The following is a 21,468-nucleotide window of genomic DNA, read 5'->3' as shown; positions in this document are numbered from 1 at the left end:
TCCCGAAGTCAGCCCCATCCCGATGGCGAGCGAGCACCCAGGCCGCGTCCAAGTCGTCACCCGCGGCCGCGCCCAGGAGACGCAGTGCTGAACCTGTCCAACGCGGAGGCCCGCGAGTCGGCGATGCCCGGCGTCCACGCCACGGGCAAGACCGGCACCGCCCTGATCATGACGCCCGCCCCTGTCGCCGGCTTCCTCACCGACGCCTGCAACACCGGTGCCCCCGAGGCCCCGCCCGCCGCCGCCGACCCGGCCGCCGACCGGGACGTCCCTGCCGACGCCTGGAGCCTCACTCCGCCGACCCCGGCCGCTGCGTTGCGAGCGTTCGCCGCGGCGACAGGGCTGGAGAGCCTGCACGGCCTGGTGTGAGGACGCGCGGATGCCCGGTGCCCCTGTCGAGGGGTACCGGGCATCCGCGTTGCCGGGGTCAGGGGCCGTTGATGCCGAGGATCGTGCCGAACGGGTCCCGCCGTCCACTGATTCGGACCGCTGCTGCTTCACCATCGCTCTCTTAGCCGCGAGACGGCCTCCCCACCTGTGCGGTTCAACCGCTCGGGGCTTCCCTGAGCAGGGGCCCGACCTCGGCGTCAGGCGTGTGGGCGACGGAGCCGAGATCCGGTGCTTCGGGTTGCCATGTCGACGAGTATTGACGTCCCTTCAGCGGAAGTCCGCTGCGTGGTCCACCGCCCACTCCCGGAAGGATCGGGCCGGGGTGCCCGTGATGCGCTCCACCTCGTCGTTGACCGGCTCCGGATTGTCGAGCATCTCAGCCTGGGCCGGCAATACGGCCTCTACCAGTTCTGGCGGGTAGCCCGCGGCCTTCATCTGCTCGATGGCCTGGTCCAGGGTGACCTCCTCGAACCGCACCGGCCGCCCGATCGCCTCGCTGATCAGCGTCACCTGCCGGTCCTGGGTGACCAAGTCCAGGCCGGTGAGCACGGGACGGGCGCCGAGCAGGGCGTCGGTCGTCAGCGCCTGAACGGCGACCGCAGCGATGTCCGCCTCGTGGATCAGCGGGCGGGCCAGCCTTGCCAGTGGCGCCCGTACCACACCGGTAGTGCGGACCTCCTCCGCCCAGCCCAGCGTGTTGCTCGCGAACCCGGTGGGCCGCAGCGCCGTCCACTCCAGGCCCGATGCCTCGATCAGTCTCTCCAACTCCGTGTGGAACATGGTGATCGCCTCGCCCGGCTCCTCCTCCTCGCTCCCGACCCCCTCGGATGACAGGTACACCACCCGTCGAGCGCGCTTCCCGATCGCGTCGATCACGTCCGACGCGCCCTCGGCGCTCAGGAACGGCCACACCAGGAAGACCGAATCGACGCCCTCCAGAGCCGTGTCCAGCGACACGGGATCACTGAGATCGCCGCGTACCGCCTGCACACCCTCCGGGAAGTCCGCCTCCCCTCTCACCAGCGCCCGTACGGGCACGCCCAACGCGTGCAGTTGGGTCACGACCGCGCCGCCGACCGTTCCAGTCGCGCCGGTCACCAGGATCCTGGGCTGTGTCATCGGAATCTCCTCGTCTCGGGTTCGATGACACGACTCTCGTACATCAACCAAGGTTCAGGTCAAGCATCGGCCGGCTGGAGCAGCCGTCAGGTGCTGTGCCCCAACCTCCGAAGCGAGATCGATCACCGGGCGGCACCGGCCAACCGGCGATCGAAGAGGCCAACTACGGGGCAACGTCACATGGGCGGCCTCGCGGACCCGAAAGTCCGCGGGGGCCACGACTGTGCGGCGCGGTCGGGGCCGATCGCTCCATCGAGCGTTACACGTGGACGACCCCAGCACCTGCGCAGCGCCCCGCTCGCTGGTGGCCGGTGCGCCTCGGGTGCCCGCGGGCGGTCAGCCCGAGGCACGCCCGCGGGCTGCGGTGAGGGCAGTACGGGCGGTGCGGGTGGGGTAACAGAGGTGCCTACACGGCGCCTGGGGTTTGGCACTCGCGGGTAGACCCGGGCACTCAGCGCTCCGGCGGCAAGGCGGGGCCCGCTCGTAGAGAGGAGCGGTCCGCTTGCGGGTTAGTAGGCACAGCACGGCCTCGTCGTCGGTGTCGCGCGGGTGCGGGGCTCGCAGGTCGGCGGTCATCACCCGGCCCCGCCCGACGGGCCGGGTGTAGTCGTCGAACCCTCTGCAAGGCTCGTGGGGTCGGCCGCGCAGAACGCAGGAGAGGTAGCGGCGCGCTTCGGCGAGCAGGTGGTGGCGCTTGAACGCACCGCGCATCACGTACACCACCGCCACGACATCGACGGCCGCCAGGACGACGTCGACCACCGGCCGTACCCTCGCCCACACCGCCGCGGCCGCCGCGCGCCCGCTGTGCCAGCCGGGAGACGACGTCGGCGCCGAACGCGGCGATGGCCGACTCCCGCCATCGCATCCGCAGTTCAGACAGCGACCGCAGCTCGGTGCGCTGGGGCGGGCGCGTGCGGTCAGCGGCCTGGCAGGCCAGCGCGTAGCCGGCCCGCTCCCCCGGCGCGTGCCCGTGCTTCTTCTCGTACTTGGCCATGAGGACGGATGTGGCGTCCTCGATCTGCTGGCGTCGGGGCGACTGCCAGCCGATGAGCCGCTGGCCGCTGCCCGCGATCTCCATGACGGGCCGACGGCCGGGCGTCACCTCGCGAGGCTCCCACGCCCACCCGAGTCGGGCGGCCACCTCCTCTATGAAGAACAGGAGGGAGAGCGTGTCGGCCGCAACGAAGTTCGCCAGTATCGAATCCGCCGACAGGTTCCCCCACGTCCCTTTGTCGTCCGGCCGCCGGACACGGACCGACACCAGCGCATGATCATGGAGCAAGGGCTTGGACTCCGCGGCTCTGGACTCGTAGTGCCGGAAAGCCGCGATGATCAAGCCCTCCCGGACACCGGCCCGGTGTTTGCCGCCGCCTTTCCAGCGGATCTGGGCGACCGACTCCGCCACCCACTCCAGCGTCATATCCACGGAGACGTCCTGGCACAGCTCCAGTACCCGACGGTGCTCGTCGTCCATCAGTGCCCACGCGATGTGGGCCGTCGGCGGGGGCCGGAACACCAGGTGCATGCCGAGCCAGGGGATCCGCTCCTTGGCCTTGTCGGTCTTGGGTGAGCGGTTGTGCTCGATGGGCCTGCCCGGCACGGTCGCCCGCCGGGCTGTCGCCGGATCATTGCCCGCCACCAGGCGCTCGGACTCGATTCGGTCGGCATCCGGGTGCCGACCTTCCCCAGGAGTAGTTCGGCTCCCCGCTCGGTCACCACGTCCCCGGCCTTGAGGCCGATCGCGGCCAGGCGCTGGCCCTTCCAGATCCCGGGCGGGACACCGGCCTCGTCCTGGGCGTCGCGCAGCGACGTGCCCGCCCCGCGGTGGCCGTCGCCGACCATCACGCCGCGGAAGAGATGGCGCCCACCTCCGGGACGGATCCTCGTTTGGCTGATCACCGGCCACATGGAACGCCGGCTTTGACCTGCGGAAAAGAGCGATCTGGGGTTCCCTCCGGGCGGGAGGCCATCGCCCGGTCTTCACCGTGGGGCCCGCCGGACGAGCCGCCGCGGCAGCCCGAGACTGAGGAGAAGCGCGGCGCGGGGTTGCGGGGTGACTTGCGTCCGGACCCCGTTGCGTGCTGGGTTGGGGCACCGTGCGAGCGTGGTACTCAGACCACTGACACACCAGCAGATGTGCGAGTCGCCTGGGCGTGGAGTGGATCGTGCAATGGCTGGTGCGGTTCGCCATGGCTGTGGACGGCCGCTGCAATCCGTACGCGTACGTCCCGCCGTCGTACGCGGCGCTTGTGCCGACGAGATCGTAGCTCTGGCAGAAGCTCTTGGCGTGAGCTTTCGGCGGGGTTGCAGGCACTGTGGCGGCTGTCCGTCACCGGACGGCGTCGACGGTTCGGGGCTCATGCCGGGGGCTGGAACCTCGTGCCGCTCGACCGTGTGGATGCGGTCTACCTCCGCGGATGCGGTGGCAGGAGGAGAGGGGCGAGGACGACATCGAGGCCCAGGACACCGCAGTGCCGTGGAAGCCGTCGTGGAGCGGACAGCAAGCCGCAGGTTGACGGGGTCGCCGAACCGGATGCCGTTCCGTCCGCTCCGGGCGGGTCAGCGGGTGGTGTAGCCGCCGTTGAGGAAGATCGTCTGGCCGTTGGCCCACCAGCCCTCGGTCAGCAGATGCCGTACCCATGGCACGATGTCCTCGATCTTGGTGAGGTCGCCGTTCATCGCGGAGGACTTGTGGTAAGCGATGGAGTCCTCGTCCTCGGCCGGGTAGAAGAACGAGGTGTCCATCGGACCCGGAGCAAGGGCGTTGACCGAGATGTTGCGGCCGAACAGTTCCTTCGACAGGGCGCGGGTGAAGTGCTCGACCGGTGCTTTGCTGCCCGCATACGTGGAGTACAGGCCGGTGTATGCCGCGAGCAGTGAGGTGACGATCGTGATGATCTTGCCACCGTCCTCCATCCGACGCGCGGCCTCACGCATGACGAAGAAAGCAGCCTTGGAATTGACCGCGAACATGCGGTCGTACTCCTCCTCCGAAATCTCGGTCAGCGGCTTCTTCAGCACCATGCCTGCGGTGTTGATGCTGTAGTCGAGCTTCCCGAACCGCTTGACGACTTCATCGAGGACCCGCTCCACCTCGGCCACCTTCGTCAGGTCGCCTTGAATGGCGAACGCCTCTCCCGCCCCCTGGTTGATCTGTGTGACGACGTGCTCGGCCTTGGCCCGGGAGGAGTCGCTGTTGTAGTGCACGGCGACCAGGGCGCCTTCAGTTCCGAGGGTGCTGCTGATAAGCCCTCCGAGATTGCGGGACGCGCCACCGACGAAAGCGACCTTGCCGCTGAGCGTCTTGTCCGTGGTACTCACCATGAATGCCTCTTTCGGGAAGCGGGAACGGGGACCGCACGACGGTGCGCCCCGCCTTGCGGTGTCACGTCTACGGGACCACCGCACCGGAGCATGCGCATGTCCAGGCGGGCGGGCCATCGATCACGTGGGAGCCGCGTCTCCAGCGGTTTCCCCGCGCCGAGGTCCCTCAGGGGCGTACGCCGGTCGAGCCGTCCCCCTGATGCCCGGTGCCAGGAATCGGACGGTGCCGTCAGACGAACTCTTCCGCCGCGTGGCGTCAGGATCACCCGGCTGGAGGAAGATCGTTCGGTCTCGCTAGGGACGCCCCGTTCGTTGCCGTTACCGGTTCAGCGCCCCGTGATCCGTGGTGGCCGGGGGCGGTTCCGATTGCCTGCAGGGGACAGAGGGGGCGTTGTGGGGAGTGGCAGTCGGTCCGTGCGGGGCATCGAGGTCCCCGGCCGTGCTGCCGGTTCCGGAGGTTCTGGTGAGCGATTTCCTCAACGCCGACCGGCTTTTCGAGCTGACGGTGCACGACAAGGCAGGCGAGAAGATCGGCCGGATCGGCCAGCTCTATCGCGACGACACCACCGGCCGGCCTGAATGGGTCACCGTCAAGACCGGTCTCTTCGGCACCAAGGAGACCTTCGTCCCTCTGGAAGGTGCCCGCGTCGAGGGCGACGACCTGCGGATCCCGTACGCCAAGGACACCGTCAAGGACGCTCCCCGCGTGGACGTGGACGGCCACCTGGACGTGGAAGAGGAAACAACCCTGTTCCGGCACTACGGCCTGACGGACACCCGGTCCGCCGGCCCGGCCGGCGGACTCGGCAGGGCCGGGACCGCCCCTCACGACCGGTCGGCTGAGCGCGGCACCGCCGCCTCGGAGTCCGGCCGGACAGCCGACAGGGACCAGGACCACGGACTGGTGCGCTCCGAGGAGCAGTTGCGGGTGGGCACCGAGGAGGTCCTCACCGGTACGGCGCGGCTGAAGAAGATCGTGGTCACCGAGGAGGTCGCCACCACCGTGCCGGTCAGCCACGAGGAAGTACGGGTCGTACGCGAGCCGATCAAGCCCGGGGACACAGTGCGCGCCGACATCGGCGAGGAGGAGACGGAAGTCCTCCTGCACGCCGAACGGCCGGTGACGTCGAAGGCGAAGGTACCCGTCGAGCGGGTACGGCTGGAGACGGACAAGGTGACCGAGCAGCAAGAGGTCACCGGCACCGTCCGCAAGGAGCAGATCCAGTACGACGACGGCACCACGGACCGGCACGCCAAGGACGCCAGACGGGACGGACGCGGGCGTCGCGGGCCCAGCCACTGAGAGCAGACCTCAACTCCTGCACGCGAGCAGGACCTGACACATGTCAGAGACCCGCTTCCGCGAGCCCTCGGTGCTGCGCCTGCTGCCCGAGGGCTCGCGCCTCGGCCTTTCACGGCCCGGGGAAGCCCGGCCGAGGGGCGGGCAGGTCGCCAACGACGGCCTTCGGATCAGAAGCACACGAACGGATAGCAGTCGAGCCACCACGTCGATGGCCACACGAGCGGAACCCTCGTTCGGCTGTTTACTCGGCCGCCTGACAGTGCACCCTCGTAGGAGGTAGCCCGCGCACCCCGCCGGACATCAGTTCTGGCTCACCCCTGGGCAGGCACCCGTGTCACGCAACCGTCAGCAGGACTCACGAGCCCCCGGTTACGGGGAACGGTTCGCTGCCCGTGAGTTGCCCGTGACGGGCTCCTGCAGCCCCTCCCCACGCAGGACAATGGGGGCAACAGACCCTGCCGGCCGACGGATCTACGTGGCGTCGAACCCGGCCGAGGCTGGATCGCTCTGGCCGGAGGCGCGGCGGTCGGTTGCGGCAGCCTGGAGAAGGTCGCGCCTGTGTTGTCGCCAAGCCCGCACAAGGGCGTTGTCGATGGGCGTCCCGCGGTCCGCCGCACGCCTTGGGGCGGAAGTGCCTGGCAGGCGGGGACCCGCGGCTCCGGAGGAGACGGAGCGCTCGGTGCTGAACGTGCACGACTGTGCCAAAGGCTGCGAGTGCGGTCTCGTATGCGGCGGGACTGCGATGGCTGAGGTTGCTGTGCAGACGGTGCACGTTGGACCGACCCTCGATGACATCGAAGACCGCCGTGCGGGCGGCAGCCCGGCCGGGCCAGGAGATGGTGTCGAGCAACTCCCGCTTGGTGGTGGTGGCGAAGAGCGACTCGGCGAGTGCGTTGTCCCAGCACAGTCAGGTGCGGCCGACCGATAGGCACAACTCCAACTGGTCTACCAGTGCGTCGAATTGCTGGCTGGTGTCACGCACCGCGGTATCGGACAGACCGAAGTTCTTGGCGATCCGACCGACCGAGCGGTCACCCCATCGGCACAGCTCGACGATCTCCGGCGTGAACGATGGACGGGGGCGGGGCATCTTCTTCCCCATGCCCTCCATGTGGACATCCTCCCGCCTCCATGTGGACATCTTCCCGGGGCTGAAGCCCTGATTTCGGATGTCCGTCAACGTGGATCAAGCCACACCGCTCCAGCCCCGAGGCGACTCCCCACCGGGTCACCGCATCGCCGCCCAGTCCGTCCTGCCGGAACGGGGCCAGCACGCCCCACAAGGTCACCCAGGGAGCGCGCCTCGGCACTTCCCGCGAGGGTCGTCACCAGATGCGGGAGAATCCGTGGGAAGGGGACGGCGCAGGTCGTGTCGTCCAGTCTGCTTCGTAAGGCGGGGCAGACCCCGTGCCGCCGCCCGCAAGCAACCGCTGCGCCCCGACCCCCCGAACTGACTCATGCACTTCCGCCCCTCCCCCGGCCGGGGGGTGGGCAACCACGAAGCTCCTGGCAGACACGGCTGAGTTCGCCGGGGAACCGTGCACAAGAGCGTCGTCGTTGCGCAGACATACCCGAGCCCGCAGCACCACCCGACCGGCAAGGCTCAGACGGCCGGGCGCTGCGGGGCGCTCGCCACCCCTGATTCCCGGCCACTCAGCGCGGCATCCAGCGTTTCCTGCGCCGTACGCATCGCCTTGGCGTACTCCGGCTCGAACATACGCTCCTCGGCCCGGTCCGGTGCGACGTCCTCGACCCGGCTCACCACCCACCAGATGTTGCCGAACGGATCCCGCACCCGCCCACCGCGATCCCCCCACGCGCTGTCCGAGGTCTCGGTGACGACCTGCGCCCCGTGCGCGACGGCTGCGGACATCGCGGCATCCGCGTCCGGCACGTAGATCCGCAGCAGCGAGGGCATCACCGGCCAGTCGGGCCGACGGTCGAAGGCCAGCACCACCGTGTCGCCGACACGGATCTCACCGTGGCCGATGGTGCCGTCCTCGACCGGAACGCGCGCGATTTCCTCCCCGTCGAACACGGCCGTAACGAAGTCGAGCAACGCACCGGTGTCGTCGGTGACCACCCACGGCGCAACGCTGGTGTAACCCTCGGGTGCAGTGTGCTTCATCGGTTTCCCATCCCCTCGTGCGGTCCTGGGGCCTTCCCCCATGAAGGTGGGCACGCGGTTATTGATCACGCGGCGAGCGTGAGTTTAGCGGTGTGGTGTCGGCGTTCGTATTCGTTGGGGCTGAGGTGGTCGTTGGCGGAGTGCCGACGGCGGGTGTTGTAGCGGGTCAGCCAGGCAAATACCGTTCTTCTGCAGGTGCCGGCGTCACCGTAGTCGTGGGCGCCCTGGAGGGTCTCGCGCTTCAGGGACGCGTGGAAGCTTTCGCAGGCCGCGTTGTCGGCGCTGGTGCCGACCGCGCCCATCGACCGGGTGACTCCGAGCTGGTCGCAGAGGCCGACGAAGGCCCGGGATCCGTATTGGGCCCCGTGGTCGGAGTGGAACACGGCGCCGTCCAGGCTGCCACGGGTCGAGGCCGCCATCCGCAGTGCGTCGGCGACCAGGTCGGTGCGCATGTGGTCGGCGATGGACCAGCCGACGACCTTGCGGCTGAAGCAGTCCAGCACCGTAGCGAGGTAGAGGAACTCCCCGCCGGCCAGCGGGAGATACGTGATGTCGCCCATGTACTTGCGCCCCGGCTCGGCGGCGGTGAAGTCCCGCTGGAACAGGTCCGGAACCGGTGAGGCTGCTGGGTCCGCGACGGTGGTGCGGACGCGTCTGCGCAGGCGGATTCCGGTGATGGAGAACCTCCGCATGATCCGGGCGACCCGCTTTTCGTTGACCCGCCGCCCTTTCTCGCGGAGCTCGGCGGTCACTCGCGGAGAGCCGTAGGCGCCGCCGGACTCGCCGTGGACCTCGCGGATCTCCTCGGCCAGGACCCGGTCCTTGTGCTGCCGGGCGGCCCTGGCCTCGGCGCCGGCGAGCCACTTGTAGTAGCTGGACCGGTTCACCTCCAGGACGTGGCAGAGCCGCTTCACCTCGTAGGTGTCCCGGTGGTCGTCAACGAACTGGAAGCGGCTCCTCACCAGTTCGTCTCTCCGGCGAAATACTTGGCCGCCTTGCGGAGGATGTCCCGCTCGGTGGCGAGCTTGCGCTCACTCGCCTCGAGTTCTGCCACCCGGGCCTCCAGTTGACGGACCCGCTCGTCCGGATCAGCGGACGGTACCGCCTCGCGACGTGGGGCGGCCGGCTTCGCAGCCGCGGCGCTGACGCTACGGCGTTCGCGGTCCCGCAGCACCCACTCACGCAGGGTCGCCCGGTTAACTCCCAGGTCAGCGGCGATGCTCTTGTAGGTCGCCCCGGGTGTGGACCCGTACAGGGCCACGGCATCGGCCTTGAACTCGTCCGAGTAGTCCTTCATCGCCATCGGCGGTCTTCTCGCTTCCTCCGGATCAAGCAGATCCAGTATCAGCGTGTCCACCACTCAGGGGGAGGCCCCCTGCGCGATGTCACGACCCTAAATCCCGGTTAGGTCAAGATCGGACCTATATCCCCTTCGTGTTGGGTTCTTCGTGGTCCTGCACGCGGGGGTGGTGGCCTTCGGCGCCGGAATGACAGTGTCCCTTCTGTCAACGGCATGCCCCGGGGGATGTCGCCGGGCTTGCGGGGTGCAGTCGCAGACGCTGACGAGGGACCCGGCCACCGCCCGCCCGGTCCGGCGCAATGGCCGACGGGTCGCGGGCGGCCGGTCTGCTTCCCATGGAGGAGCGTGAGCGCGGACACGGTTGCCGACGTGGGAGAGGGGTCAGAGGGCCGTTCCTTCGTCGGCTGCGTCGAAGGCTTCGCGCGCGCGGGTGATGGCGGAGAGGTTCTCGGAGGCCCAGGCCAGCAGCACGTCGATGGGGGGCCGGAGAGTCTTGCCGAGTGGCGTGATGCGATATCTGACCGCCACGGGGCGGGTGGAGACGACCTCGCGCGCGATCACGCCGTTTCGCTCCAGGCGCCGGAGTGTCGCGGTCAGCGACTTCTGGGTGACTTCGGGGATGGCTCGACGTAGTTGGTTGAAGCGGCACGGACGCTCGCAGAGCTCGTTGAGGACGCTGAGTGACCACTTGTCGAGGACCTGGTCGAGCAGTTCACGGTGCGGAGCATCGATGCGGAACTCGTCGTTGGTATCCATGGCGAAACCTGGTCTCGTTGAAGTGCCTTTTCACTACTAGGTAGCTTACGGATACCGAGTCCAGAGGAGAAACACCCATGACTGTTCAGCACTTCACGCCCGAAGGCATGCTCCAGCCGGTCCCCTACCACCACGTGGCCGTCGGTACAGGCAGCAAGCACATCCACGTCAGTGGGCAGTTCGCGCGCCGGGCCGACGGAACTGCCGTGGCACCCGGCGATCTGGGCGGGCAGGTCGCCCAGGCCCTGCATAACACTTACGTCGGGTTGACGGGCGCGGGCGCGTCCTTCGCGGACGTGCTGCGCCTGACGTTCTATGTGACGGCGTGGAGCCCGGACAAGATCGGTGGGTTCATGGCCGGTGTGGAAACCGTTGCCGAGGAGATCGGGCTTCCGTCTCCCATGCCGCCGGCGTCCTTGATCGGGGTCGACCACCTCTTCGAGCCGGACGTGCTCGTCGAGGTCGAAGCAACCGCACTGCTCGACTGATGTTCCACTGCCCCTCGCACCTTCGAGGCAGTGCGTGACGACCAGCACTGTGACGGCTTGCTGGTTCAGCCCTCCCGTGTTCTCCCAGGTGTCGCCACGCCCCTCCTGGACCACGCCGGTGGGGACCCTTCGAGGACGTTCGGTCCGGACCGCGAGAGGGAGGTCGGCGCGAGGTCGCGCCGACGCTTCGCTTTTCGCCGCCGGAGAGGCGATTCCGTGGCAGTCGTGCGGTGGTCGGGCTCGCGGTCGGCTCTTCCGACGCGCAGGTGCAGATTGCTGACAGAGCTCTTGCCGGAGCCCGACTTCGCGCTCGTCAGCGCTGACTCGGGCGGAACGCGCGCGATGGGTCGCAGCCCACCGTCAGATCCTGGGGTGAGCGCGGCGGGACGACCGGCCGACGTGCACTCGCTGCGTCGAAAGTGTGTCCCTCCCGGTGAGGACCGGGAGGGCAGGCCGGCAGGAGTCATTCGGCAACAGCGTCGGCGGCGCGGCGTCCGGTGGCATCGTCATGGTCGGCGTTTGTGTGCGAACACCCATCGGTTGCCCTCCAGGGCGTCGTTCTTTTCGGGCAGGGGGCCGCGGCCGTGCCGCCGGGTGAAGTCGTAGGGGAGGTGGACCGACGCGGACCAGCCCCGGCTGGTGAGGTGGCCCACGGAGTCGGGGCGCGTTGCGAGGTCGAACAGGGTGAGCAGGTCGATGCCGATCTGCTGAGCCGTAGCGGTGTAGAGGGGGCTGTCGCGGTATGCCAGCAGGTCCTTCTCCAGTTTGACCTCGAACGCCAGGGCGCTGCCTTCGGGCGTCAGCCGGTCCACCGTGCCGATGAGGGACGTCTCCGCGGCGGGCGGCAGGTAGAACAGCAACCCCTCGGCCAGCCAGACGCTCGGTGCGGCCGGGTCGAATCCGGCGTCGGTGAGAGCTGCGGCCCAGTCGTCACGGAGATCGGTCGCGACGGGTACCCGTGTCGCCCTGGGGACGGCCGAAAGCCCGTCGAGCACCTGGTGCTTGAAAGCCAGCACCCCCGCCCGGTCGACCTCGAAGATCACGCTTGCCCCGGGCCAGTCGAGCCGGAAGGCCCGGGAGTCCAGTCCCGCCCCGAGCAGTACCACTTGACGGCTGCCGTCGGTGTGCACCGCGTGCAGGAGGAAGTCGTCGAGAACCCTGGTCCGCAGGCCGAAGTAGCGGGCGAATCGGCCCCACAACGGGTTCGCGTCCCCGTCCCGTACCTGGTGCGGACGCACCGGCCATCCGGCGGAAGCCGGGGCGGCGCGTACGAAGTGCTCCGCGTAGGGGTCCCTGGCCAGGGAGTCGGGCCGGTGGGTCTCAATGGCCCGCGCCGCGGCCACCAGGAGGGCGGTCGCTCCCACGCCGTCTTCCACGCCTTCCACACCGATGTCGCGGGGGGTTGTGCCGACCACGTTTCCTCCGTTGGCGAGTAGGGCCGAGCTCGGGCAGTCGTGGGGCCGGGGGGCTGGACCGCAGCCGCCTCGTCACCCGTCTCCGTGCGGCGGGATGAGGACCGGTTTGACCACGCGGCCTGCTTCGCAGTCCCTTTCGGCCTCGTTGATGTCGGCGAGCGGATACGTGCGGATCAACTGGTCGAACGGGAAGCGTCCGGCCTGCCACAGTGCGGTGAGGCGCGGGATCAGCAGTCCTGGCACCGCGTCTCCCTCACAGAGGTGGGAAAGAGTCCTGCCCCGGTCCAGCGCTCCCGGTTCAAGGGGCAGGGCGGTGTGCAGCCGTGCCACGAGCCCCAGGTGGCCGGTCGGACGCAGGGACTGGAGCGCGTCGTTGATCAGCGGGGCGGAGGCCGTGGTGTCCAGTGCGTAGCAGGCACCGCCGTCGGTCAATCGCCGGACACGGCCCGGCAGGTCGGATGCCGCGGCGTGCAGCGCGGTCGCGCCGAAGCGCTCGGCCAGGGCCAGGCGCTCGGGGTGCCGGTCGACAGCCACCGTGACCGCTCCGGAGGCGGTGGCCGCCATCACCGCGGCCAGGCCCACCGCTCCCGCGCCGAACACCGCGAGGGTGTCGCCGGGTCCGGCGCCGAAGGTGTGGAGAACCGCTCCCGCGCCGGTGAGGAATCCGCAGCCGAGCGGGCCGAGCAGGGCGACGGGGAGGGAGGGGTCGACCCGTACCGCGTTGCGGGCCAGGACCACGGCGTAGGCGGCGAACGAGGACTGGCCGAACCAGCGGGGAGCCAGGGCGGCGCCGGCCGGGTCGGTGAACCGTACCGGGTTCTCGGTACGACCGCCGAAGAGGTTGAGCGGGGCGAAGGAGTCGCAGTAGGCGGGCGCTGCTCGCAGGCAACTGCGGCAGCGGCCGCAGGAGTCGAAGCTCAGTACGACGTGGTCGCCGTTGCTGAGGCCGGTGCGCGGACCGCCCGTCTGCACCACGGTTCCTGCGCCCTCGTGGCCCAGCACCGCCGGCAGGGGTGAGCGCCCGGCCGAGTGCCGCACCGCGAGGTCGGTGCGGCACATTCCGCAGCCCGCGATCCTGACCAGGACCTCGCCTTCGGCCGGTCCCGTGTGCAGCACGTCCTCGACGGTGAACGGGCCGTCGTACGACCGCAGTACGGCCGCGCCGAATCTCACCGCCGTCCCTCCTGTCGTTCCTCCGGCGGGCGGTGCACGACGAAGGGCCGGAGGTTGCCGTAGAGGCCCCAGGGGCCGCCGGCGATCCCCACTCCGCTGTCCTTGGTTCCGGCGAAGGGCTGGGCGAGCGACAGTTCGGCGTGGTGATTGATCCAGGCCGTTCCGCACTCCAGTCGCCCGGCCGCCTCCTCCGCCCGATCCAGGTCGGTTCCCCAGACCGAACCGCCCAGCCCGAAGCCGGTGTCGTTGGCCGCGTCCAGGGCTTCGTCGAGTGCGCGGTAGGGCAGCACGGGCAGCACGGGGCCGAACTGCTCCTCCGTCACCACCGGGCTGTGGGCGGGAACGTCCGCGAGGATCGTCGGGGCGTAGAAGTAGCCCGGCCGGTCCAGACGGCGGCCCCCTGCCGCGGCGCGGGCGCCGTCCGCCAGGGCGCGTGACGTGAAGCCCTCGACCCGGGCCAGTTGGGAGGCGTTGTTGACCGGCCCGAGCTGCGTGCCCGCGTCGAGGCCCGCTCCGACGACCGTGGCCTTCGCGCGCTGGGCGAGCGCCTCGACCACGTCGGAGTAGAGCCGGGCCGGGGCGTAGACGCGTTTGACAGCCATGCAGACCTGCCCGCAGTTGCGGAAGGCCGACCAGAACAACCGGTCCGCGATCTCCTCCACTTCCACGTCGTCCAGCAGGACGGCGGCGTCATTGCCTCCCAGTTCCAGGGTGACGCGGGCGAGTGAGTCGGCTGCGCTGCGCGCGACGGCCCGGCCGGTGGGTATCGAACCGGTGAAGGTCACGTGGCGGATGCCCGGGTGCGCGGCGAGACGGGCGCCGAGGGGTTCCCCTCCGGTGACGATCGTCAGGACGCCCTCGGGCAGGGCGGCGGCCAGGACGGAACCCAGCAACCCGGTGGCCAGGGGTGTGTGGGGCGAGGGCTTGAGCACCACCGTGTTGCCGGCGGCGAGCGCGGGCGCGAACTTCGCGGACGCGAGCTGGAGGGGGAAGTTCCACGGAACGATCGCCGCGACGGGCCCCAGGGAGCGCCAGCGGATCTCGCTGCGTACCGGTCGGCCGTCCTCGATGGGCTGCGGGGGCGGGGGCGGCTCGGCGAAGTACCGCAGGCGGGCCGCGGTTCGGGCGACCTCGTGTTGCGACTCGGCCAGGGGTTTGCCCTGTTCACGCGTGAGCAGGGGGGCGAGGTCGGCTGCGGCGGCCTCCACGGCGTCGGCTGCCGCGCGCAGTGCGGTGGTACGGGCGTCGGGGTCGGTACGCCAGTGGCGCCATGCCGTGCGGGCCCTGGCGACGACGGCGTCCAGTTCGTGCGGTTGCTGGTCGGCGACCTCGTCGAAGGCCTCCCCGGTCGCCGGGTCGAGAACGGCGAGCGCCGACCCGGGGAGACGTCCCTCCGGGGAACACGGCGCGGCCGGGAGGCCCGGGATGTGCCCGGGTTGCCGTGCGGCCATCCGGGCGTTCACCCGGCAGCGGTGACGGCGGCGGTGTGTTCTGCGGCGTGCCGGTCCATCTCGGCCCGGAAGGCGGCCACCAACTGCGGTCGGATCCTTCCCGCGTTACGGTCGCCGCCCTCGCAGACGGCCCCACGCACCCCCACGATGTCCGTGCCGATCCTGGTCAGCGCACCGAGGTCCTCCACCCGCACGCTGCCCGCGAGAGCGGCGAGCAGGCCGGCGTCGTGAGCGCGCCGCACGAACTCCTCACAGGTTTCCGGCGACAGGTGGTCGAACAGCCGTGTCCCGTCCTTGACCGCGGTGTCGAGCATGGCCGCGTCCGAGCCGGAGCGCCGGGCGATGTCGGGCAGGGCGAGCGGGTTGACGCAGCCGATGCGGTGCGCGTCGGCGTAACCGGAGGCGACGACGAAGGCGTCCGGCCGGTGGTCCTTCACCGCTCGCACGACCCCGCGCATGACGTCGACGGCCTGGTCGGGGGTCGCGCATCCGTACAGGCCGACCTTGATGTACGTGGCTCCGGAGACCACCGCGCCGAGTGCCGCCTGGGCCACGGTGCCGGGCTTGTACGGCACGTCTCCCACCGTGGCCGACACCGGTTTGTCCGCGGGAACGGCCTCGCGGATCTCCCGGATGACCCAGGGGAAGTTCGCACCGAGCGAGCCCTCGTCGGGTTTCTTGACGTCCACGATGTCGAGATGCTGCGCCGCCTTCACGCAGTCGAGCGCTTCCTCGACGCCGTCCGGGGAGATGAGAAGCAACAACGCGCACTCCTTCCTCCGCACAGCCACTCGCCGGAGAGGTCGAGTGCGGTGTGCGGAGTCACTTGGGCATCTTGCGATGTGCTCATCGTGCGGGCCGTCCGTGAGCACCGGTAGGGCGCGCAAAGACCGAACGGAGTGCTGCGCGCCTTCCCAGTGCGCCGTGCACTCCGGTCCTCCCCACGCCCCGTCCCCGTCCCCGCCCCCGCGCCCCACGACCTGTGCACGGCCGCACCTCACGGCCCGTGACAGGGCACCGAGGGTGCCGCCCACGGCCCGGTCCGCCAAAGCGGCCCGTGTTCACTCTTTCTGCTGATCAGCCGGTCGCATTCTGGGACTTCGACGACACCAACACGCATAGTGACAGCGCGGCGGCCCGGCGGTGGATCCCCGTAGACGGGAATTCCGCCCCGCACGACGGCCGCCGCCTGCCAGTGGCTCACCGGCATGTCCTCGGCCCGGCTCGGGTGGCACGGCACACGCCGTTCCGACCTCTGACCGACCTGACGAAAGGTATGAATTCATGCGTGACGAAGCAGTGAACCGTGTGAAGGTCGTTTTCACCCTGTTCGACGCCGACGGCAACGGGGTCCTGGAACGAGACGACTTCGACCTGATGAGCAGTAGGGTCGCTGCGGCTGTGCCCGATGCCGACGAGGCCCGCAAGAACGCCATGCGCGCCGGTTTCACCCGCTACTGGAACACCCTGGCCGGTGAACTCGACGCCGACCGTGACGGACGGATCACCTACGACGAGTACCGGGCGTGCGTCTTGTCGCCGGAGCGGTTCGACGGGGCGATCGGCGAGTTCGCGGCTTCCTTCGCGCGCATGGGAGACACCGACGGCAGCGGCAGGGTCGCCCGTCCGGACTTCACCGGCATGCTGCGCGGCGTCGGCTTCGAGTTGCCGAACATCGACGCCCTCTTCGAGGCCCTCGGGCCCGATGACGCCGACCGGATCGCCGTAGAGGCTTGGGAGGCCGAGATCAGGAACTTCTACGCCCCCGACAAGGGCGGCATCCCCGCGGACCTGCTGGCGGGTTCCGCGGCAAGCTGACCCGGGCGGGGCGGCGTGCCGGCCCTGGCGCACGCATCGCTGGGGCCGTCGGAGCATGGGCCGAGGAGCACGGGGCGCCCGGATTCTGCGGGAGCAGACGGGCCAGGTCAGGCGAGATTCCATGTCGGGGTACGCGGAGTCCTGGTACGCGGAGACAGCCGAAGCCACGGCGGTGGGATGGCAGTCCGGCAACTCGGTGACGACTGGGCGACCACGCGACCAGGCACACCGCCGTCCTCCTCGGCCCGCCCGCCTTACGCAGCAGTGCCGGACGTCTCGATGACGAGCAGTGACAACGGTGCCGCCTCGCATCAGTACCGGCACCGAACCGACTGTCGTCCGACAGTCGGTTTCCGCGCTGCGTCCCGGCGGTCTGCTGGCCACAACCACGGGGCTATACGCAGCACGCCTCCCGCTGCCGGAGCCACCACTGCCCCGGGCGGGCTTCGGCCACTGGTGACCCCGGGCTGGACTCACCTCGCCACGGCGGTACGCCACCTGGAACGGCGACCCCTATGCAGGACGGCTGCGGCTGTGCGGTCGGCGTGGACTCCCGTACCGCTACCTGAGAACACGCCCATCCCACGGTCCGGTGCGCCCGCTCGTCCGCGCGCACGGTCCCGGCCGTGAAGGCCACGCCCCACAAGGAGCCACCGCGGTCGGACTGATCGACGCCGAAAGATCCGGGAACGGCCACAACGCCCTCCGGGAACGGCCTCACCCTCCTCCTGGCTCACCCAGGTCGCCGACCGCTCTTGCCAGTCAACTCCACGCCGCCACAATGCCCGCGCTCGTCGTCCCGCTCATCGAGGTGCTGGTCGCTGTCGCGCTCCTCACGGCCCGGCTGTGCAAGCGGCGCAGCCCGGGTCAGCGCGCAAAGAGGGCGACGGCCTGCTGACCGGACGCCGCCGACCACGCGTACATTCCGGTCGAGGTCGATCAGGCCGGTGACCTCCACGGTCCGGGCCTCCTCGTTCCCCTACGTACCCGAGCGGCACGCGGCGGTACCCGTCGGCTGGATACACGACTTCGACTCGTTCGCCACGTTCGTCTCCGAATGGGGCGACGTCCTTGCCCAAGCCACCCACCGCGGCTGGGGCGTGATCGGACTGCGATGCTGACCCGCTACGTCCCTGCGGCCTCGCCCGCGCAGACGACAATCCGGCATGGACACAACCGCGTTGGTTGCCGCGCTCGGCGCTGAGGCTTCCTCCTCCTCGACAGCGGTCGGTGCGGTGAAGAGGGCGGGCAGTCCCAAAATCCGCGCAGGCGTGATCCGTGTGGCCATGCGCGTCCACGGCTGCGGGGGTATCCGGTCCGCGCAGCGGCTCCGACCGAGGCGAAGTGCCGGTCAGGTCGAGGCGTCCGCCATCGGGACGGACCACGGAGGCCGCCGCGACAGGCCCCTCCGTACTGCCCCTCCGCACCGCCTCTCCGCGGAGTCCTGGAGCACGCGTTCTCTCAGGCCCGTGTGGTCCGGCTGAGCACGTTGCTCAGGCTCTTGACCATCTCCGTCGCCATCACCGCCTGTCCCGAGGTCGAGAAGTGGATGCGGTCCTCGCTCAGCAGGTCTTCCCTGTCGTTCACGGGGTGGTGCCACATGTCGACGACAACGGCTTCGTACTCGCCGGCCAGGCCACGGGTGATGTCGTTGATCCTGGCCACCCGCTCGCTCCAGTCCTGGAAGAGGGGAATCATGTACGCCCTGCCCAGGGTGAACGTCGTCAACTGGGCACCGGTCTCCGACGCCAGCTCGTACATGCGGCGCAAGTTGCGCTCGATCTCCGCGAAGTCCGGCGTGCGCCGCACGAGGTCGTTCGCACCGCACGGCAGGTGCAGCAGGTCCGGCTCGAACTCCACCGCGCGGCCGATCTGCTTCTCCAGGGTCTGCGTGGTCGTCGTTCCGTCTTCGGCCGTGTTCAGGTATGCCAGGTCCGGTCGGATGTGACGGAGGACGTCAGCGAGCCGGTCGGACCAGCCCTTGTCCACGTAGCCCGGGCTGGCGTCGCCCGTGCCGGCTGACAAGCTGTCTCCGATCACCGCGAACCGATGCCACGGGGCATCGAAGAGCATCGCTGCGGCGTCGAGCGGCTGCAGGCAGAAGGGGTCGGTCTCCTCGGTGCGGGTTGAAGTCATGCCAAAAGAATACGGTCGATCGTATGTAGACACAAGGTCGGTCGTCCCTGTCTTTCTTGCGGAGCTGCGATCCAGGGCCGTGGAGCACTCGGCTTCGACCACGCGCTCCACCGAAGGACGCAACCGACCCGCACGCGCGGCACGGGGGCGGACGGTCGTCGCACAGATGTAGGCCACCGCTTCGGTGTGACGGCGGACTCGCGGACTCGCGGACTCGCGGACCACAGGAGCGTCGGCGGCGGAATGCCGTCGCTGACCGGCGAGGCCGAGGTGTCGAGCAGTCGGTGGCTGATGTGCGCGAGGGTGTCGCCGTCGGTGCGGATGTACCCGGGGTCGAGGGCGGCGGCGAGGTCCGCCGGCGTGACCTGGCCCTCGACATGGTCGGTCAGCTCCTCCGGCGCCACGTGGACCGGCAGCAACGCGACCGGGCTGTCCGGTCCGAGGAGTTTCCCGATGCCACGTCCCGACGTGCAGGCCTCGTCCAGAGCAGCGAGGACGCTCAGGCTGCACCCTCGTTCCGTCAGGCTTCCCTCGGGCTTCCGGCAGGCCGATCCGGGTGCTCAGTCGGGCCAGGTGGCGGTCCTCGTCGAACCAGCGAATCCGGCCCAGGTGACGGGGCAGCGGGCCGACGAGGTGTCGGGGCGGCGGGCCGACAGGAGGGCGGGCCGACGGGGCGGCAGAAGCCGCTTGCGCCAGCGGTAGCAGCGCAGGGTGCGTACGGCGCTCCCCGCCTTTCCGGCCGGCCCTCCGCGCGGTACTCGGCGCAGGCGGCCGCCCGTTCGGAGGCGGCGGGGCGGCCGTGGTTGTGCGGGCCGCGCCGGGCCCCGGTTTGTGGTCCGTTATGACGGCGCGCCGATCATGATGTGTTCCCGCTGCCGTCCGCCCGGGATCGGCGTGAAGCGCGTGGCGGGGTCGGAGGTGGCGCGGAGTTCGATGCCGGGCCTGATGCCCAGTTCCCGACGCAGTACGGTCTCGGCGTTGTTGTAGGCCTCGGCCGCCTCGGCGTGCCGTCCCATGCGTCGTAGCGCGATGATGTGCCGTGCGCGCATCGACTCGTTCAGCGGGTCCTCGGCGATGAACTTCCTGGCGTTCAGCACCACCTTCTGGTGACGGTCGAGGGACAGCCACGCGTCGATGAGGGTTTCCCGTGCCGCCGCGCGCCAGCGGTGCAGTTCGTCAGCCGCCGTGGTGACCAAGGGGCCTTCGAGGGAGTCGATCAGGGCTTCTCCCTGCCACAGCGACAGCGCATCCTCCAGGATGGTCGCCACGACCGAGGGAGTGCCCGGCGCGAGGTTCAGCGCGTGCTCCACCAGCCGCACGAACCGGTGGGCGTCCACCGCGTCCCGGTCCAGGTTGAGCCGGTAGCCGGAATTGACGGTCTCCAGCAGGTCTGCGTTCCCGCCATGCCGTTGCAGCCAGCGGCGCAGTCGGGCGACGTGGGCATGCACTGCGTTGATCGCGTCACCCGCCGTCCGCAGCAGGTCCAGTTCCTCGATCAGTTCGTCGCGGCGGACTTCGCTTTCGGCGCGGAGTGCGAGAACTGCGAGAATGCTTCTCAGCTTCGCCCCGCTCAACATGATGTGAGTGTTCTTGAGCTCGATCCGCTGCGGCCCAAGTATGTGTATTCCAGCGACGGTCACTGTTCTTCTCCCCTTGTTGTAAGAGATCAGGAACACACGTGGGCACCGTCGAGGCCGCCCGAATGCTGGACGTTTTTCCGGAATCGCCAGAAGACGACCGAGGGTGAGCCTATGGGTGATCAAGTTGCATATGCAGCCGCACGTTCGAGCAGGCGTACTTCGGCGTGCGCCCCCTCGTTCGGGTAGGAACGCTCAGTCCTCCTGCGCCGATCAACTCGGGGCGGTTCGACCGGTGCACGACGCCCGAACCGGTACATCGCCCGGCAAATGCTGTACGATCGGCCGTATGGGTAGTATGAGAGGGCCGGTCGCTTCGCCTTCGAGTGACCCCGGAGCGTCTACACTCCTCCCCCAGGAGCAGACCGAGGTGACGGACAAGCGTCTCCTGCGAGGTGCTCGTACGCGGCAGATCGTGCTCCGTCAGGCTGTGGATGTCGCCTCGCTGGAGGGTCTGGGCAGTGTGAGTTTCGGCCGCCTCGCGCTGGACACGGGACTCAGTAAAGCGGGCATCCAGAGCCTGTTCAAGACAAAGGAAATCTTGCAGCTCTCGGCAGTCGAGTCCGCGCGCAAGCTTTTCATCGACGCCGTCATCCGCCCCGCCAGATCGGCGCCCCACGGGGTGGCCCGGCTGCGCGCACTGCTCGATTCCTGGGCCGTCTATGCGGAAACCCCTCTTTTCGTCGGCGGGTGCTTCCGGGTCGCGAACCTCGCGGAGTTCGACAGCCGCCCCGGGCCGGTGCGCGATGCGCTGTTCCATGATCAGCGAGAATGGCGCGAAGTCATCGCCGTCGAATTGCGCCATGCCGTGGAGAACGGCCAGATCGCGGAACTCGATGTCGAGCTGGCCGTCTTCCAGATCGATGCTCTCCTGTGTGCCGCGAACACGGCCTTTCAGGCCGGTGACGTCGAAGCGGTCGGCAAGGCCCGACGCATCATCGAGGGTCTGCTCGTTCCTGCGCGCTGACGCCGGCCTCGCCGCACCGCTCTTCGGTGCGCGTGTCCTGCCCTGCACAGACCGATGCGG

The 21,468-nt window shown here is 69.6% G+C and carries 19 protein-coding genes; 6 read left to right on the top strand and 13 right to left on the bottom strand.

Annotated features, from left to right (window positions below):
* Positions 1 to 84 precede the first annotated feature (84 nt).
* Positions 85 to 369, top strand: coding sequence for a hypothetical protein (locus tag ACQPZG_RS32520; protein WP_433549267.1), 285 nt, complete (start codon positions 85 to 87; stop codon positions 367 to 369).
* 288 nt (positions 370 to 657) lie between these two features.
* Here ACQPZG_RS32520 and ACQPZG_RS32515 read toward each other — a convergent pair whose 3' ends face one another.
* The 3 genes from ACQPZG_RS32515 to ACQPZG_RS32505 all read right to left on the bottom strand — a co-directional run bounded on the left by ACQPZG_RS32515 (position 658) and on the right by ACQPZG_RS32505 (position 4,836).
* Positions 658 to 1,509 (bottom strand): NAD(P)H-binding protein, encoded by an 852-nt coding sequence (locus ACQPZG_RS32515; RefSeq protein ID WP_433549266.1) that lies wholly within the window; start codon positions 1,507 to 1,509, stop codon positions 658 to 660.
* Positions 1,510 to 1,960: 451 nt separating this feature from the next.
* Positions 1,961 to 3,151, bottom strand: a complete 1,191-nt coding sequence (mobF, locus tag ACQPZG_RS32510; RefSeq protein WP_433549265.1) for a MobF family relaxase — start codon at positions 3,149 to 3,151, stop codon at positions 1,961 to 1,963.
* 920 nt (positions 3,152 to 4,071) lie between these two features.
* A complete protein-coding gene (locus tag ACQPZG_RS32505) occupies positions 4,072 to 4,836 on the bottom strand; it encodes an SDR family oxidoreductase (protein ID WP_433549264.1) in 765 nt (254 codons plus the stop codon).
* A gap of 463 nt (positions 4,837 to 5,299) precedes the next feature.
* Here ACQPZG_RS32505 and ACQPZG_RS32500 point away from each other — a divergent pair, with 463 nt between their 5' ends.
* Positions 5,300 to 6,139: a PRC and DUF2382 domain-containing protein gene (locus ACQPZG_RS32500; protein WP_433549263.1), complete on the top strand. Its 840-nt coding sequence runs from the start codon at positions 5,300 to 5,302 to the stop codon at positions 6,137 to 6,139.
* Between the two features lie 907 nt (positions 6,140 to 7,046).
* On the opposite strand, the gene ACQPZG_RS32495 is transcribed toward ACQPZG_RS32500, so the two are convergent.
* From ACQPZG_RS32495 to ACQPZG_RS32480, 4 genes are all read right to left on the bottom strand, one after another.
* The gene (locus tag ACQPZG_RS32495; protein WP_433549262.1) at positions 7,047 to 7,250 is read right to left on the bottom strand and encodes a hypothetical protein; all 204 of its coding nucleotides are present in this window, start codon (positions 7,248 to 7,250) and stop codon (positions 7,047 to 7,049) included.
* Between the two features lie 492 nt (positions 7,251 to 7,742).
* On the bottom strand, positions 7,743 to 8,267 hold the full coding sequence (locus tag ACQPZG_RS32490) for a VOC family protein (protein WP_433549633.1): 525 nt from the start codon (positions 8,265 to 8,267) through the stop codon (positions 7,743 to 7,745).
* 65 nt (positions 8,268 to 8,332) lie between these two features.
* A protein-coding gene (locus ACQPZG_RS32485; RefSeq protein WP_433546531.1) for an IS3 family transposase occupies positions 8,333 to 9,570 on the bottom strand; the annotation gives its coding sequence in 2 pieces (ribosomal slippage) (positions 8,333 to 9,244 and positions 9,247 to 9,570; 1,236 coding nt in all).
* Positions 9,571 to 9,948: 378 nt separating this feature from the next.
* The gene (locus ACQPZG_RS32480) at positions 9,949 to 10,323 is read right to left on the bottom strand and encodes a winged helix-turn-helix transcriptional regulator (protein WP_433549261.1); all 375 of its coding nucleotides are present in this window, start codon (positions 10,321 to 10,323) and stop codon (positions 9,949 to 9,951) included.
* A gap of 77 nt (positions 10,324 to 10,400) precedes the next feature.
* On the opposite strand from ACQPZG_RS32480, the gene ACQPZG_RS32475 reads away from it, so the two are divergent.
* Positions 10,401 to 10,811 (top strand): RidA family protein, encoded by a 411-nt coding sequence (locus ACQPZG_RS32475; protein ID WP_433549260.1) that lies wholly within the window; start codon positions 10,401 to 10,403, stop codon positions 10,809 to 10,811.
* Positions 10,812 to 11,317: 506 nt separating this feature from the next.
* Here the strand turns inward: ACQPZG_RS32475 and ACQPZG_RS32470 are convergent.
* The 4 genes from ACQPZG_RS32470 to ACQPZG_RS32455 form a co-directional block, all read right to left on the bottom strand.
* Positions 11,318 to 12,226: a class I SAM-dependent methyltransferase gene (locus tag ACQPZG_RS32470; RefSeq protein ID WP_433549259.1), complete on the bottom strand. Its 909-nt coding sequence runs from the start codon at positions 12,224 to 12,226 to the stop codon at positions 11,318 to 11,320.
* A gap of 72 nt (positions 12,227 to 12,298) precedes the next feature.
* Positions 12,299 to 13,399 (bottom strand): NAD(P)-dependent alcohol dehydrogenase, encoded by a 1,101-nt coding sequence (locus ACQPZG_RS32465; RefSeq protein WP_433549258.1) that lies wholly within the window; start codon positions 13,397 to 13,399, stop codon positions 12,299 to 12,301.
* Positions 13,396 to 14,850 carry an aldehyde dehydrogenase family protein gene (locus ACQPZG_RS32460; RefSeq protein WP_433549257.1) on the bottom strand — a complete coding sequence of 485 codons (1,455 nt, stop codon included), beginning with the start codon at positions 14,848 to 14,850 and terminating at the stop codon, positions 13,396 to 13,398. Before ACQPZG_RS32460 ends, ACQPZG_RS32465 begins: the two co-directional genes overlap by 4 nt.
* A gap of 8 nt (positions 14,851 to 14,858) precedes the next feature.
* Positions 14,859 to 15,614: a (5-formylfuran-3-yl)methyl phosphate synthase gene (locus tag ACQPZG_RS32455; RefSeq protein WP_433549256.1), complete on the bottom strand. Its 756-nt coding sequence runs from the start codon at positions 15,612 to 15,614 to the stop codon at positions 14,859 to 14,861.
* A gap of 520 nt (positions 15,615 to 16,134) precedes the next feature.
* On the opposite strand from ACQPZG_RS32455, the gene ACQPZG_RS32450 reads away from it, so the two are divergent.
* Together ACQPZG_RS32450 and ACQPZG_RS32445 are read left to right on the top strand one after the other, a co-directional pair.
* Positions 16,135 to 16,668: an EF-hand domain-containing protein gene (locus ACQPZG_RS32450; protein ID WP_433549255.1), complete on the top strand. Its 534-nt coding sequence runs from the start codon at positions 16,135 to 16,137 to the stop codon at positions 16,666 to 16,668.
* 947 nt (positions 16,669 to 17,615) lie between these two features.
* Positions 17,616 to 17,789, top strand: a complete 174-nt coding sequence (locus tag ACQPZG_RS32445) for a hypothetical protein (RefSeq protein ID WP_433549254.1) — start codon at positions 17,616 to 17,618, stop codon at positions 17,787 to 17,789.
* Positions 17,790 to 18,129: 340 nt separating this feature from the next.
* Here the strand turns inward: ACQPZG_RS32445 and ACQPZG_RS32440 are convergent, their stop codons facing one another.
* Together ACQPZG_RS32440 and ACQPZG_RS32435 are read right to left on the bottom strand one after the other, a co-directional pair.
* Positions 18,130 to 18,804, bottom strand: coding sequence for an SGNH/GDSL hydrolase family protein (locus tag ACQPZG_RS32440; protein WP_433549253.1), 675 nt, complete (start codon positions 18,802 to 18,804; stop codon positions 18,130 to 18,132).
* Between the two features lie 839 nt (positions 18,805 to 19,643).
* Entirely contained in the window at positions 19,644 to 20,381 is a 738-nt protein-coding gene (locus ACQPZG_RS32435) for an AfsR/SARP family transcriptional regulator (RefSeq protein WP_433549252.1), read from the bottom strand.
* Between the two features lie 430 nt (positions 20,382 to 20,811).
* On the opposite strand from ACQPZG_RS32435, the gene ACQPZG_RS32430 reads away from it, so the two are divergent.
* The gene (locus ACQPZG_RS32430) at positions 20,812 to 21,408 is read left to right on the top strand and encodes a TetR/AcrR family transcriptional regulator (RefSeq protein ID WP_433549251.1); all 597 of its coding nucleotides are present in this window, start codon (positions 20,812 to 20,814) and stop codon (positions 21,406 to 21,408) included.
* The last annotated feature ends 60 nt before the right edge of the window (positions 21,409 to 21,468 follow it).

Source organism: Streptomyces sp. CA-294286 (assembly GCF_050947155.1).
GTDB lineage: Bacteria > Actinomycetota > Actinomycetes > Streptomycetales > Streptomycetaceae > Streptomyces.
Note: the sequence above shows the minus strand (reverse complement) of the source record. Positions and strands in the feature narration are given on the sequence as shown.